Origin of the sequence: Mycolicibacterium sp. Y3, assembly GCF_051188035.1 — a bacterium.
Classification (GTDB): Bacteria; Actinomycetota; Actinomycetes; order Mycobacteriales; family Mycobacteriaceae; genus Mycobacterium; species Mycobacterium fluoranthenivorans.
Genome location: NZ_JAVQLT010000001.1, coordinates 3,491,232 through 3,504,373, shown reverse-complemented (window position 1 = coordinate 3,504,373; position 13,142 = coordinate 3,491,232). Strand labels below are relative to the sequence as shown.

The window sequence follows — 13,142 nt, the reverse complement described above, 5'->3', positions numbered from 1 at the left end:
GGGCTAAGCTCTCAGTTACATAAGCTAACCTGTGGCGATCATAAGACGCCTGGTAGCGGCGGCGAATCAAGCTGACGGGGGAAATCGATACTCGATGAACGTGCTCAAGCGCATCTGGATTCCGCTGGTCATCGTGGTCGTGGTCGCCGTGGCCACGTTCACCGTGATGCGGGTCCGCACGTTCTTCGGCACCGGTCCCGGCTATATCGCCACCGAGAACAGCGCCGGCGACGACACCAAGCCGTTCAACCCCAAAGTGGTCAAGTACGAGATCTGGGGCACCGGCGCCACCGCCAACATCAACTACATGGACCTGGACGCCAAACCGCAGCGCGCCGACAACGCGCCGCTGCCCTGGACGCTCACGTTGAGCACCACCGCGCCGTCGGTGTTCCCCACCATCTCCGCGCAGGGCGACGGCAACAGCCTGTCCTGCCGTATCACCGTCGATGACGAGGTCAAGGACGAGCGGACCGTGGACGGCGTGGGAGCCCACACCTATTGCCTGGTGAAATCGGCATGACCCGAAGGCGAGCGCGAGTGAGGATCGCAGCGCAGCGAGGACCGGAGCGAGCGGGAGCCGAGGAATGAGTAGCGCCCCCCGCAACGACGATCCACCCACCGACACCATTCCGGCGGTCGTAACACCGAGGAGATCGGTCATCCCGCGGACCATCCGCATCCTCGCCTTGCCGATCATCCTCGGCTGGATCGCCATCATGGTGGTGCTCAACGCGGTTGTCCCCCAGCTCGAAGAAGTGGGGAAACTGCGATCGGTCTCGATGAGCCCGGACAACGCCCCGTCGATGATCGCCATGAAGCGGGTCGGCAAGGTCTTCGACGAGTTCAAGTCGAACAGTTCGGCGATGGTGGTGCTGGAGAGCGATCACCAGCTCGATGACGCCGCGCACAAGTTCTACGACGAGATGATCAAGAAGCTGGAAGCCGACACCAAGCATGTCGAGCACATCCAGGATTTCTGGGGTGATCCGCTGACGGCGGCCGGGGCCCAGAGCGCGGACGGCAAGTCCACCTATGTCCAGGTGTATCTCGCTGGCAACCAGGGCGAGTCACTGGCCAACGAGTCGGTCGAGGCCGCTCAGCAGATCATCGACAGCATGACCCCACCACCGGGGTTGAAGGTGTTCGTCACCGGACCGTCCGCCCTGGCGGCCGATCAGCACATCGCCGGTGACCGCAGCATGAAGATCATCACCGGGCTGACGTTCGGCGTGATCATCGTGATGCTGCTGATCATCTACCGCTCGCTCGTGACGGTGTTGCTGGTGCTGACGATGGTCGCCGTCGAGTTGGGCATCACCCGCGGGTTCATCGCTTTCCTGGGCTATCACAACATCATCGGGCTCTCGACGTTCGCGACGAACCTGTTGGTGACGCTGGCCATCGCCGCGTCGACGGACTATGCGATCTTCCTCATCGGCCGATACCAGGAAGCGCGCAGTGTCGGCGAGGACCGGGAAACCGCGTATTACACGATGTATCACGGCACCGCCCACGTGATCCTGGGGTCGGGCCTGACCATCGCCGGCGCGACGTTCTGCCTGCACTTCACCAAACTCCCCTACTTCGTGTCCCTCGGTATCCCGTTGGCCATCGGCATGGTGGTCGCGGTGTTCGCGGCCCTCACGCTGGGGCCCGCCGTCGTCACGGTGGCGTCCCGGTTCGGCAAGACGCTGGAGCCCAAGCGGGCGATGCGTACCCGCGGCTGGCGCAAGATCGGCGCGATCATCGTGCGCTGGCCGGGACCCGTGCTGGTGGGTACCCTCGCGCTGTCGATGGTCGGTCTGCTGACGTTGCCGGGGTACCGCACGAGTTACAACGACCGCGACTACCTGCCGGCCGACATCCCGGCCAATATCGGCTACGCGGCGGCGGATCGGCATTTCAACCAGGCCCGGATGAACCCGGAACTGCTGCTCATCGAGAGCGATCACGATCTGCGTAACTCGGCGGACTTCCTGGTGATCGACAAGATCGCCAAGGCCATCTTCAAGGTGCCCGGCATCGGGCGGGTGCAGGCCATCACCCGGCCGCAGGGAACCCCGATCGAGCACACCTCGATCCCGTTCCAGATCAGCATGCAGGGCACCACGCAGAAGATGAACGAGAAATACCAGCAGGACATGATGGCCAACATGCTCAAGCAGGCCGATGACATGCAGGTCACGATCGACAACATGACCAAGATGTCCAATATCACGGCCCAGATGGCGGCCACCACGCATTCGATGGTCACCAAGATGAAGAACATGACCGTCGATATCGCCGAATTGCGGGACCATATCGCCGATTTCGACGATTTCTTCCGGCCCATCCGCAATTACCTGTACTGGGAACCGCACTGCTACGACATCCCGTCGTGCTGGGCCATCAGGTCGATCTTCGACACCCTCGACGGTATCGACACCATGACCGACGACATCCAGAACCTGATGCCCGATATGGAGCGTCTGGACACGCTGATGCCGCAGATGGTGGCGCTCATGCCGTCGATGATCGCGACGATGAAGAACATGAAGACCTACATGCTGACCATGTATCAGACCCAGAAGGGCATACAGGATCAGATGTCGGCGATGCAGGACAACTCGTCGGCGATGGGCGAAGCGTTCGACGCGGCCCGCAACGACGACTCCTTCTATCTGCCGCCCGAGACGTTCAACAACGCCGAGTTCAAACGCGGTATGAAGAACTTCATCTCCCCCGACGGCAAGTCGGTGCGCTTCATCATCAGCCATGACGGCGATCCGATGAGCCCGGAAGGCATCTCGCACATCGAGCCCATCAAGCAGGCCGCCAAGGAAGCCATCAAGGGCACCCCGATGGAGGGCTCCAAGATCTACCTCGGCGGCACCGCCTCGGTGTTCAAAGACATGGCCGACGGCTCCAAATTCGACCTGATGATCGCCGGGATCGCCTCGCTGTGCCTGATCTTCATCATCATGTTGATCATCACCCGCGCCGTGGTCGCCGCTGCCGTCATCGTCGGCACCGTGCTGCTCTCGCTGGGCACCTCGTTCGGCTTGTCCGTACTGATCTGGCAACACATCATCGGTCAGCCGCTGCACTGGATGGTCCTGGCCATGTCGGTGATCATCCTGTTGGCCGTCGGTTCCGACTACAACCTGCTCTTGGTCTCCCGGTTCAAGGAGGAGATCCACGCCGGCCTGAACACCGGGATCATCCGGTCGATGGGTGGTACCGGATCGGTGGTCACCTCGGCCGGTCTGGTGTTCGCCTTCACGATGATGTCGATGGCGGTCAGCGACCTGATCGTGATCGGGCAGGTCGGAACGACCATCGGCCTGGGTCTGCTGTTCGACACGTTGATCATCCGGTCGTTCATGACGCCGTCGATCGCGGCGTTGCTGGGCAAGTGGTTCTGGTGGCCGCAGCGGGTGCGTCAGCGTCCGCTGCCCGCGCCGTGGCCCCAGCCCGCATCGGCGCCGGTCGGCGCCGGCACTTCGGAGTCAGTCAAGTGAAGGTGAGGGGTCAGGTAGTGAAGAAGACCAAACCGATGGCACTGGCGGCCATCGCGATCGCGGCGGGCCTCACCGTGGCGTCCCCGGCGGCCGCGGACCCGGCCTATGACCGCGATCCCGACACCAACTTCGCCCACGAGTTGCACACCTACGGCATCTACGGGCCCAAGGACTACAACGCCTGGATCGGCAAACTGGTCTGCAAACGCCTCTACAACAACGTCGACCACAACGCCTTCGACTCAGCCAAGTTCATCGGCGCCAACCTCGACCGCCACAACACCACCGAGCAGAACTGGCAGTTCCTGGGCTCGGCACTGAACTACTACTGCCCCGACCAACGCGTCATCCTCGACCAGGTCGCGGCCGCCCAGCACTAGGAAGGAACACCATCATGCACACCACACTTCGCCTCGCCGCCGCCACCGCAGCCCTCGTCGGCGCCCTCACCACAGGCATCGCCACCTCCGGTATCGCCTCCGCCGACGCCACCGACGACTACCCCATCCCCAACCGCATCCTGCGCACCCCCTGCACCGCCGAACAGATCATGGCCGCCGCCCGCGACGTCGAACCCGTCTACTACGAGCGCTACATGATCGACTACAACAACAAACCCGCCGCCGACCAACAAGGCACCCAAGACCGCATCCACTGGTTCTTCTCCATGGACTACGCCGGACGGCGCCAATACTCCGAAGACACCGCCACCAACGCCTTCTACGAACAAATGTCCTGGCGCTGGCCCAACTGGGCAAAACTGTTCTTCAACAACAAAGGCGTCGCCGCCCACACCACCGACATCTGCCAGAACTACCCGGCCAACGACATGTCCGTCTGGGACTGGCACTAGTCACGATCCGAAAGCCCGTGAATTCCATGGGAATTCACGGGCTTTCGCGTGTTCCGATGCGCTCAGCGCACCGCCGTCGCCACCTCGTGCTCAGGCATGTCGGCCGGTTCCGGCCGATGCCCGCGGGTGAAGACCATCAGCGCGACCGCGGCCAGCACGGCCGCACCGAACATGGCGATGCCCATGGGTACCGCACTGTGCTCACCGGCCAGGCCCACCAGAGGCGACGCACCGGCACCGAGGGCGTACTGCAGAAATCCCAGCACGGCCGAACCGGTCCCCGCCGCATAGCGGACCTCGGCGGTGGCCAGCGCCATGGCGTTGGCCACGATGAAACCCATACTGGCCATGAAGCAGGCCATGAGTGCGATCGTCGGCACCGGCGCCACGCCGCCGGCGGTGACGGTGATCAACAGCAGTCCGGTGACGACGACCATTGCCGCCACGCCGGCCGCAAGGAGCGTGCGGGGCTCGACACGCGTCACCAACCTGGCCGACAGCGCGCTCATCACGGCCATCACCACCGCGCAGCCCCCAAAGGTCAGCGAGTACACCCGAGGGGACAGCCCGACGATGTTCTGCAGTACGAACGGTGAAGCAGATATATAGGAGAACAGCGCGGTGAACACGAAGGCCAATGCCAGCGTGTAGCCGAGATATCGGCGGTTGGACAGCACGCTTCGGGCGCTCGACCGCAGCGCCGCAAGTCCGCCGGGCCGCCGCCGGTCACGAGGAAGCGATTCCGGGGTGAAGAAGACGACCCCGAGCAACATCAACGCGTTCAAGACAGCCAGCGCGGCGAACACCGCGCGCCAACCCAGGTCGGCGACGATGAATCCGCCGAGAACCGGCGCGATGACCGGTGCCAGCGCGCCGATGACCATCAGTACGCCGAACAGCCGGGCAGCCGCCGCCCCGGTGGCTCGGTCCGCCACGATGGCGCGCGAGATCACCACCCCGGCGGCGCCGCCGAAACCCTGCGCAAACCGCAACGCGATGAGCACCGGCGCCGTCGGGCTGACGATGCAGAGCAGACTGGCGACAAGGCAGACGAGGCTGCCGACCAGCAGCGGTATGCGCCTGCCGTAGCGGTCGGACAACGGGCCGATCACCAGCTGACCGACCGCCAGGCCGATCAGCAACGCGGTCAGCGTGAGCTGGATCATCGACGCCGACGTACCGAATTCGGCCGCCATCTCCGGAAACGCCGACAGATACATGTCGATGGACAACGGCGTGACAGCGGACAGCAGTGCCAGGACAGCGATCAACATCGCCGGTGTGGAACCACGAGTCGATGTGGTCAAGGAGGCACCTCAATCCCAAGTTGAATATCTATCAATATATATTGGAACATATGTATTGAAGAATATGTAATCTGACGTGATGGAGACCACTCCGATGACTGGCACCCGCACCCGAGAACTCGCCCTCGCGCTGCACGAGCTGTCGTGGCGGTTGACACGTTTTGGTCCGCACCGCGCCGGCCTCGATCCCCTGCCGGCTTCCGAGCTCGCGGTGCTGCGCGCCGTCGTGCACGAACCCGGCCTGAGCATCTCCGAGGTCGCGAGCATCGTGGCCATGCAGTCGAGCAATGTCAGCGCCGCCGTCCGGGCCCTGATCAACCGCGGATTGGTCTCGAAATCGCCACACGAAGATGACCGGCGCGTATCGGTATTGCACCCAACGCCCAAGGCCCGCACCGATAAACGCGCCATCGACGATGCGCTTGCCGACGGCATCGCAGAGGTCCTGGCGGAATTACCGACCGAAGCCGTCACGGCGCTGCTGTCTGCCACACCCGCCATGCACGCCCTGGCGGTCGCACTGGCCAAGTCCGGCGGATCCGCCAGAACTTCGGTTGCCAGAATCGACAGCCACGGCGCAGATTTGTGAATCTTGTTTTCCGGCAATCAATTTGGATGCGATCACGGACTACGCTCCAAGCCAACATGATTCACGGCATCGGCCCATGCCTCGCACCGCAGAGCAGGCAGCAGCCATGGCCGACAACATCTTTGCGAAAACTCCATGCCACCTCCGCTAACAAGGTGAATTACGGCCCCCGCCAACACCGTTCACCAGCCGTTTTGTGAGTTTTCCAATAGGCTTGTTGAATTGTGAAGGGAGTCACAGAATTTTGCTCCCTTACAAAATGCTCTGTTACTGTCCGTCCGCATGTTTGCTCTTGCGTCGCTACTGGCGCTCGTCAACCAGGTTTCGGGAACGCCGTACATTCCGGGTGGGGACAGCCCAGCAGGAACGGATTGCTCGGGTCTGGCATCCTGGGTCAGCAACGCCGCGACCAACCGCCCGGTCTTCGGGGACCGCTTCCACACCGGGAACGAAGAACGTGCACTGCTGGCCCGCGGCTTCAAGTACGGCACCGCGCCCGGCACCCTGGTCATCGGCTGGAACGGTGGTCACACCGCGGTGACGCTGCCCGACGGCACGCCGGTCTCCTCCGGCGAAGGCGGCGGTGGAGTGCGGATCGGTGGCGGTGGCGCCTACCAGCCGCAGTTCACCCACCACATGTACCTGCCCATGCCCGCGGATGCGGCGCCGACCGACCCGAACGCTCCGGTCGACGCGCCGCCGATCCCGGTTGAATTCCTACCGCCCGCTCCGGCGGATATCCCGGCGGTGCCCGTCGACTTCGCCCCGCCGGCGCCGCAGGATGCCGCACCACCGGTGCCGGCCGATATGCCGCCGGCACCGGTGACCCCGCCGGCTCCGGACACCATCCCGGTCTGACCGGCGCGGGCTACACGTACCGGTTCCGGCCCGCCAGCGCGCCCGTCACCATCTGAACGGCATAAACCACCAGCACCACGGCCCAGGACACCGTCCAGCCGCCCGTCAGATCGTGCAGCAGGCCGAACAGGAACGGTCCGACCCCAGCCAGCAGATAGCCGATCCCCTGCACCATGCCGGACAGCGCGGCGGTGTCCGCGGCATCGCGGGAGCGCAGTGCGATGACCGTGAGGGCCAGCGAGAACACGCTCATCCCGAGGCCGAGCAGCACACTCCACAACAACGGCGCCACGTCCGGCGCCACGGCCAATCCGGTAACGCCGACAAAGCCCAGCGCACCCAGACCGACGATCCAGCCGCTCTGGCTGGGCCCGCGGGCCGCAGCGGGTGCGATCACGATGCTCGCCGGGACTGCCAGCACCGAGATCAGCCCGAGCAGTAACCCGGCGGTCGTCTTGCTCATCCCGCTGTCGATGAACACCGCCGGCAGCCAGCCCATGACCACATAGGCCAGGAAGGCCTGGCAGCCGAAGAACAGCGTGATGATCCACGCCAACGGACTGCGCAGCATCGATCGGCGCGGCCGCGGGCCCTCGTGGCCCGCCACCCGCGGCGCCACCGCGTGCGGGACCCCGCGTCGTCCGGTGGCGGCGAGCCACAGCGCCAACGCGAGCGCCGCCAGCGCTGCCCAGGCGCCGAGGGCGGTACGCCAGCCCGAGACCGCATCGAGCGCCGGCGTGACGGCCGAACCGAGGGCGCCGCCGCCCTGCAGCGCCGCGGTGTAGATACCCGTCATCGCACCGATCCGCGCCGCGAAGGATCGTTTGATGACGACGGGGATGAGCACATTGATCAATGCGATACCAGCGGTCGCGACGAGCGTGCCGCCGATGACCACCGCCGGCCCGTCGACGACCCGCACCAGCAGACCCACGCTGAGGATCCCCAGCGCCACCGTGATCGCGCGGTCGACGCCGATCCTGGCCGCCAATCGCGGCGCTGCCAGGCCCGCGGCGGCGAAACACAGACCGGGCAGGGTCGTCAGCAGTCCGGCCCACGTCCCGGAAGCGCCCAGCCCATCACGCATATCGCCCAACAACGGACCCACACTGGTGATCGCGGGGCGAAGATTGAGGGCAGTGAGTACGACAGCCACCGTCAGCAGCAGCCCACCGGCTGCCGGTTTCATCTCCAGGACACCGGCCGCCGGCGGCCGGTCGATCGTGTTGCGGTGGCGAGAGTCGATCACCGGAATTAGCATGCCATACATCCCATGATTGGATGAAAGGGGCTTTGAGTGCCACTAGCCACCACACGCCGAACCGGGTTGGTCGACCAGGTCATCGATCAACTGCGCGCTTCGGTGACCGCCGGCGAATACCCCATCGGCACCAAGATCCCCACCGAACCGGCGCTTTCCGAAACGCTCGGGGTGGGACGTAACACCGTGCGGGAAGCCGTCCGGGCGTTGGCGCACGGCGGCATCCTGGAGGTCCGGCAAGGCGACGGCACCTATGTGCGGGCCACCAGCGAGGTATCGGGGGCACTGCGCCGACTGTGCGGATCCGAGCTGCGGGAAGTACTGCAGGTCCGCCGATGCCTGGAAGTCGAGGGCGCCCGGCTGGCGGCGTCCGCCCGGACCGCGGACGATCTCGCCGAACTCTGGCAGTTGTTGCACCGCCGCGATGAACTACAGCGGGAGAACGCCATCGAAGACTTCGTCCGTGCCGACGCCGAGCTGCACTTCGCCGTGGTGCGCAGCGCCCACAACACCGTGCTCACCGAGCTCTACCGTGGCCTCACCGAGGTGGTACTCGCCAGCGTCGCCACCACTACCCACGACACCGCAGCCGCCGCGCACATCAGGCACCGCGGGCTGGTCGAGGCGATCGACGCAGGGGACGTCGACCGCGCGGCGCAGGAAGCAGGCGGTTTCCTCGACGAATTGCTCGGCGACTTACCCGACCAGGCCTGACCTCTACTCGGGACGCAGCGCGTCGCTGTTGACGAAGGTCAGCGAGCCACTGTCGAGCTGGACCGCCCAGCGGCGGGCCGGGTCGGCAATCACGTCATCGCCGACGGAAACCGCATAACCAGCTGCATCGCCGAAGTCGTCGACGATGATCCCGCGCGCCTCTTCGTCGGTATCCGGGTGGACCACCACCCGCACATTGACGCCGAGACCTCCTTCACGACCATCGTCCTCGGTATCGGCATCCACGAGTTCCTGAGCGGTCACCGGAGTTCCCCTGTCGTCCTGGGGCTGACCAGAGCCAGCCGCGTTCTATAGCCTTTTCCGGAATCGAAGATTGCGGCACTTGCAATGCTAAACGATCAGGTATGTGAAGCGGTTAACGATCGAGATACCCGAGTACCGGTCGACAGACAACGCACCGCACCGATTTTCGTGCGATTCCACCCGCCGCCCGGTTCGGTGCCCGTAGCCGTTCGACTGCGTCCAGGAAATCGCAGGTCCGGACAGTTTCATGGGGCGCGGCGGAAAATCGGCCGAACGGTCGATTGCACACCGATGTGTGCATTCTCAGCAAAACCGCGCGGCGGTCGATTCGGAAATCGGTCACACGCCGCGAACATTCGGAAAATCATCCCGCAGCAACGCATGCTCGACCATTCCCATGCTCACCGACACGGCTGTCGGCCCGTCACAATTCGACGCACAAATACGACCGCGCCGGACCGTCGCGCCCCCGAAACCCCCACCCGGTGCCCCACCGGCACCGAAGTCGGCTCGGCTACCCTCTCTGCGGTGATCGTGCTGTTACCTCCGTCGGAGACCAAACGTGCGGGGGGCGACGGCCCATCGCTGACCATCGACGCACTCAGCTCCCCCGCGCTACATCCACTGCGCGCCGCGCTGGTCGACGAACTCGTCGCACTGTCCGCCGATCGCGAGACCTGCCGCCGCGCGCTGGGCATCACGGCGGCACAGGACAGCGAGATCGACCGCAATGCCGCACTTTTGACATCAGCGACGCTTCCGGCGATCAATCGCTACACCGGAGTCCTCTACGACGCACTGGATGTCGACTCCCTGCGAGGCGCCACCGCGGCCCGCGCCCGGGCGCGGCTGGCGGTCGGTTCGGCACTGTTCGGGCTGCTGCGGGCCGACGACCCGATACCCGCATATCGCCTCTCGGCGGGGTCCAAACTTCCCGGGCAACCGACGCTGGCCGCCCGCTGGCGACCTGCGCTCGAACCCGTACTGGCCGATATCGCCGCCGGCGAACTGGTGGTGGATCTGCGATCCGGATCGTACGCGGCGCTGGGTCGGCTGCCCGGTGCGGTCACGGTTGATGTGTTGTCGGAGAACAGTTCTGGCAAGCGGACCGTGGTGAGCCATTTCAACAAGGCCCACAAGGGCAGGCTGGCCCGGGCCCTGGTGTCCAGCCGGTCCGAACCCGACGATGCCGGCAAGGTCGCAGCGCTCGCCCGCCGGGCCGGTATGCGGGTCGAACGCACCGGCAACGAGCTGACCATCGTGGTCGCGGCCTGAGCCGTCGACCCGTGGATAAACCGTGACATCACAACGTGATCACGGCCCGCGTCGATGCGGTGCGGGTACCAGCCCGGCTGCTAGCTTGCGGTACATGCCCCTGCTCCGCCGCATCCTGGGACTGGTGGCCACCGCCGTCCTGCTGGCCGGATCGGTGTCCGTCGGCGCACCGAACGCTGCGGCGTTTTCCAGTGCCGGCGGGCCGATCGAACTGCTGCAGGTGCCCTCACCCTCGATGGGCCGCAACATCCCCGTGGGGTTCCAAGGCGGTGGACCGCATGCGGTGTACCTGCTGGACGGCCTGCGGGCCCAGGACGACTTCAGCGGCTGGGATATCAACACCCCGGTCTTCGACTGGTTTTACCGCTCGGGTCTGTCACTGGTGGTACCGGTCGGCGGGCAATCGAGCTTCTACACCGACTGGTATGCACCGGCGAAAGGCAATGCGGGCACGACCACCTACAAGTGGGAGACGTTCCTGACCCAAGAACTGCCCGCATGGCTGGCAGCCAACCGTGGGATCAGTCCGACCGGCAATGCGGTGGTGGGATTGTCGATGTCGGGTGGGTCGGCCTTGACCCTGGCGATCTGGCATCCCACCCAGTTCATCTTCGCCGGCTCGCTGTCCGGTTTCGTCAATCCCTCACTGGGACTGTGGCCCACGCTGATCGGTGTGGCGATGAGAGATGCCGGCGGGTACCGGGCCACCGACATGTGGGGACAGAGCACCGACCCGGCGTGGCGGCGCAACGACCCGATGGTGAACGTCGCCACGCTGGCCGCCAACGGCACCGCGGTCTGGGTGTATTGCGGTAACGGCGCACCGTCCGAACTGGACTCCGGATCCGACTTCGGCGGTCTGTACAGCGCCCAGTTCCTGGAGAACATCACGCTGAACACCAACAAGGAGTTCCAGAAGCGTTACGTCGCCGCCGGCGGCCGCAACGGGGTGTTCAACTTCCCTCCCGACGGGACACACAGCTGGGGCTACTGGGGATCGCAGCTGCAGGCGATGAAGCCCGATCTGCAACGTGTGTTGGGTGCCACTCCGGCTGCCTGAGCAAAGCGCATCGGGCTCGCGGCCGGATCGGTAGCGTCATCCGCATGAAGTTGATCTCACCGACCGACGCGATGTTCCTGCTCGGTGAGTCCCGCGAGCATCCGATGCATGTGGCCGGACTGCAGCTGTACCGGCCACCCGAGGGCGCGGGTCCCGAGTTCGTCACCGACATCTACGAGTCGATCGCCAAATGCGACGAATTCCAGCCCGCCTTCCGTAAGCACCCCGCCAGCATGTTCGGTGGAATCAGCAATCTGACTTGGGCTTTCGACTCCGACGTCGACATCGACTATCACCTGCGCAGGTCGGCGCTGCCCCGCCCGGGCCGCGTGCGTGAGCTGCTGGAGCTGACCTCACGACTGCACGGCACGCTGCTGGACCGGCACCGTCCGCTGTGGGAGGCGTATCTCGTCGAGGGTCTGCACGACGGACGATTCGGCGTCTACACCAAGATCCACCACTCCTTGTTGGACGGGGTTTCCGCGCAACGGCTGATGATCCGCGCCCTCTCCGCCGATCCCGACGACAGGCAGGTGCGGGTGCCCTGGGCACTGCCGCCGCGCACGCGGCCGGCCACGCCGGCGCGCCGCGGGTCGTCGTTGCTGGGAGCCGCCACGGGTGCGGTCGGCGCGATGGCCGGACTGGCGCCCTCGGCGCTCACGCTGGCCCGTGCCGCTCTGGTGGAACAGCAGCTGACGTTGCCGTTCCGTGCGCCCAAGACCATCTTCAACGTGCCGATCGGCGGCGCACGCCGGTGCGCGGCCCAGTCCTGGCCGTTGGCCAGGATCAAGGCGGTCAAGGACGCCGTCAGCGGCGCCACCGTCAACGACGCCGTGCTCGCGATGGCTGCGGGGGCGTTGCGCGCCTATCTGTTGGAGCAGCAGGCGCTGCCCGAAACTCCCTTGGTGGCAATGGTTCCGGTGAGTCTGCGCGGTGAGCACGAGCAGGATGCCGGGGGGAACATGGTCGGCACCATCCTGTGCAATCTGGCAACCGATATCGCCGATCCGCTCGAGCGACTGGAGAAGATCAGCGCATCCATGCGCGACAACAAGCAGGTGTTCGCCGAGTTGCCGCGGCTGGAGGCGCTGGCCCTGTCCGGCTTCCTGATGTCGGGCATCGCGCTGGGCCTGCTCCCCGGCTTCGTGTCCTCGGCCCCGCCCCCATTCAATATCGTCATCTCGAATGTGCCCGGTGCCAGGCAGCCGATGTACTGGCAGGGAGCGCGCCTGGACGGCAACTATCCGCTGTCCATCGCGCTGGACGGCCAGGCACTGAACATCACGCTCACCAACAACGCCGACAATCTGGATTTCGGCTTGGTGGGGTGCCGACGCAGTGTGCCGCATCTGCAGCGGCTGCTGACCCATCTGGAGGATTCGCTGACCCTCATGGAACACGCCGCCGGCCAGCGTTGACCCCGTAAACACCTGCCGTGTCACAGAATTGACTCTGCTT

Annotated in this window: 13 protein-coding genes; 10 read left to right on the top strand and 3 right to left on the bottom strand. The window is 65.2% G+C overall.

The genetic code is table 11. From position 1 onward, the window contains the following. The first annotated feature begins 94 nt into the window (after positions 1-94). The 4 genes from QN239_RS17040 to QN239_RS17025 all read left to right on the top strand — a co-directional run bounded on the left by QN239_RS17040 (position 95) and on the right by QN239_RS17025 (position 4,356). Complete coding sequence (locus tag QN239_RS17040) at positions 95-523, top strand: MmpS family transport accessory protein (protein ID WP_090357346.1); 429 nt, start codon at positions 95-97, stop codon at positions 521-523. A gap of 64 nt (positions 524-587) precedes the next feature. Further along, on the top strand, positions 588-3,503 hold the full coding sequence (locus QN239_RS17035; protein WP_499012126.1) for an MMPL/RND family transporter: 2,916 nt from the start codon (positions 588-590) through the stop codon (positions 3,501-3,503). A 35-nt stretch (positions 3,504-3,538) separates the two neighbouring features. Then, entirely contained in the window at positions 3,539-3,883 is a 345-nt protein-coding gene (locus QN239_RS17030; RefSeq protein ID WP_499016832.1) for a DUF732 domain-containing protein, read from the top strand. Positions 3,884-3,897: 14 nt separating this feature from the next. Beyond that, positions 3,898-4,356 (top strand): DUF5078 domain-containing protein, encoded by a 459-nt coding sequence (locus QN239_RS17025; RefSeq protein WP_499012124.1) that lies wholly within the window; start codon positions 3,898-3,900, stop codon positions 4,354-4,356. Between the two features lie 62 nt (positions 4,357-4,418). Here QN239_RS17025 and QN239_RS17020 read toward each other — a convergent pair whose 3' ends face one another. Continuing rightward, positions 4,419-5,630 carry a multidrug effflux MFS transporter gene (locus QN239_RS17020; protein ID WP_499016829.1) on the bottom strand — a complete coding sequence of 404 codons (1,212 nt, stop codon included), beginning with the start codon at positions 5,628-5,630 and terminating at the stop codon, positions 4,419-4,421. Between the two features lie 127 nt (positions 5,631-5,757). Between QN239_RS17020 and QN239_RS17015 the strand changes: the two genes are divergently transcribed. Together QN239_RS17015 and QN239_RS17010 are read left to right on the top strand one after the other, a co-directional pair. Further along, the gene (locus QN239_RS17015; RefSeq protein WP_499012122.1) at positions 5,758-6,252 is read left to right on the top strand and encodes a MarR family winged helix-turn-helix transcriptional regulator; all 495 of its coding nucleotides are present in this window, start codon (positions 5,758-5,760) and stop codon (positions 6,250-6,252) included. Positions 6,253-6,534: 282 nt separating this feature from the next. Next, complete coding sequence (locus QN239_RS17010; RefSeq protein WP_499012120.1) at positions 6,535-7,110, top strand: peptidoglycan endopeptidase; 576 nt, start codon at positions 6,535-6,537, stop codon at positions 7,108-7,110. Between the two features lie 10 nt (positions 7,111-7,120). On the opposite strand, the gene QN239_RS17005 is transcribed toward QN239_RS17010, so the two are convergent. Beyond that, on the bottom strand, positions 7,121-8,299 hold the full coding sequence (locus QN239_RS17005; protein ID WP_499016828.1) for a CynX/NimT family MFS transporter: 1,179 nt from the start codon (positions 8,297-8,299) through the stop codon (positions 7,121-7,123). Between the two features lie 108 nt (positions 8,300-8,407). On the opposite strand from QN239_RS17005, the gene QN239_RS17000 reads away from it, so the two are divergent. Further along, the gene (locus QN239_RS17000; RefSeq protein WP_499012118.1) at positions 8,408-9,085 is read left to right on the top strand and encodes a FadR/GntR family transcriptional regulator; all 678 of its coding nucleotides are present in this window, start codon (positions 8,408-8,410) and stop codon (positions 9,083-9,085) included. Between the two features lie 3 nt (positions 9,086-9,088). On the opposite strand, the gene QN239_RS16995 is transcribed toward QN239_RS17000, so the two are convergent. Further along, entirely contained in the window at positions 9,089-9,349 is a 261-nt protein-coding gene (locus QN239_RS16995; protein ID WP_499012116.1) for a hypothetical protein, read from the bottom strand. Positions 9,350-9,877: 528 nt separating this feature from the next. Here QN239_RS16995 and yaaA point away from each other — a divergent pair. The 3 genes from yaaA to QN239_RS16980 all read left to right on the top strand — a co-directional run bounded on the left by yaaA (position 9,878) and on the right by QN239_RS16980 (position 13,102). Next, entirely contained in the window at positions 9,878-10,624 is a 747-nt protein-coding gene (gene yaaA, locus QN239_RS16990) for a peroxide stress protein YaaA (RefSeq protein WP_499012114.1), read from the top strand. Positions 10,625-10,718: 94 nt separating this feature from the next. Then, a complete protein-coding gene (locus QN239_RS16985) occupies positions 10,719-11,684 on the top strand; it encodes an esterase family protein (protein ID WP_499012112.1) in 966 nt (321 codons plus the stop codon). A gap of 44 nt (positions 11,685-11,728) precedes the next feature. Beyond that, positions 11,729-13,102, top strand: a complete 1,374-nt coding sequence (locus tag QN239_RS16980) for a WS/DGAT/MGAT family O-acyltransferase (protein WP_499012111.1) — start codon at positions 11,729-11,731, stop codon at positions 13,100-13,102. Positions 13,103-13,142: the final 40 nt, after the last annotated feature.

What these genes read in the sequence shown, in the direction of transcription:
- QN239_RS17040 (WP_090357346.1), top strand. Translation starts at nt 95, where the DNA reads ATGAACGTGCTCAAGCGCATCTGGATTCCGCTGGTCATCGTGGTCGTG.
- QN239_RS17035 (WP_499012126.1), top strand. Translation starts at nt 588, where the DNA reads ATGAGTAGCGCCCCCCGCAACGACGATCCACCCACCGACACCATTCCG.
- QN239_RS17030 (WP_499016832.1), top strand. Translation starts at nt 3,539, where the DNA reads ATGGCACTGGCGGCCATCGCGATCGCGGCGGGCCTCACCGTGGCGTCC.
- QN239_RS17025 (WP_499012124.1), top strand. Translation starts at nt 3,898, where the DNA reads ATGCACACCACACTTCGCCTCGCCGCCGCCACCGCAGCCCTCGTCGGC.
- QN239_RS17020 (WP_499016829.1), bottom strand. Translation starts at nt 5,630, where the DNA reads ATGTTGATCGCTGTCCTGGCACTGCTGTCCGCTGTCACGCCGTTGTCC.
- QN239_RS17015 (WP_499012122.1), top strand. Translation starts at nt 5,758, where the DNA reads ATGACTGGCACCCGCACCCGAGAACTCGCCCTCGCGCTGCACGAGCTG.
- QN239_RS17010 (WP_499012120.1), top strand. Translation starts at nt 6,535, where the DNA reads ATGTTTGCTCTTGCGTCGCTACTGGCGCTCGTCAACCAGGTTTCGGGA.
- QN239_RS17005 (WP_499016828.1), bottom strand. Translation starts at nt 8,299, where the DNA reads ATGAAACCGGCAGCCGGTGGGCTGCTGCTGACGGTGGCTGTCGTACTC.
- QN239_RS16985 (WP_499012112.1), top strand. Translation starts at nt 10,719, where the DNA reads ATGCCCCTGCTCCGCCGCATCCTGGGACTGGTGGCCACCGCCGTCCTG.
- QN239_RS16980 (WP_499012111.1), top strand. Translation starts at nt 11,729, where the DNA reads ATGAAGTTGATCTCACCGACCGACGCGATGTTCCTGCTCGGTGAGTCC.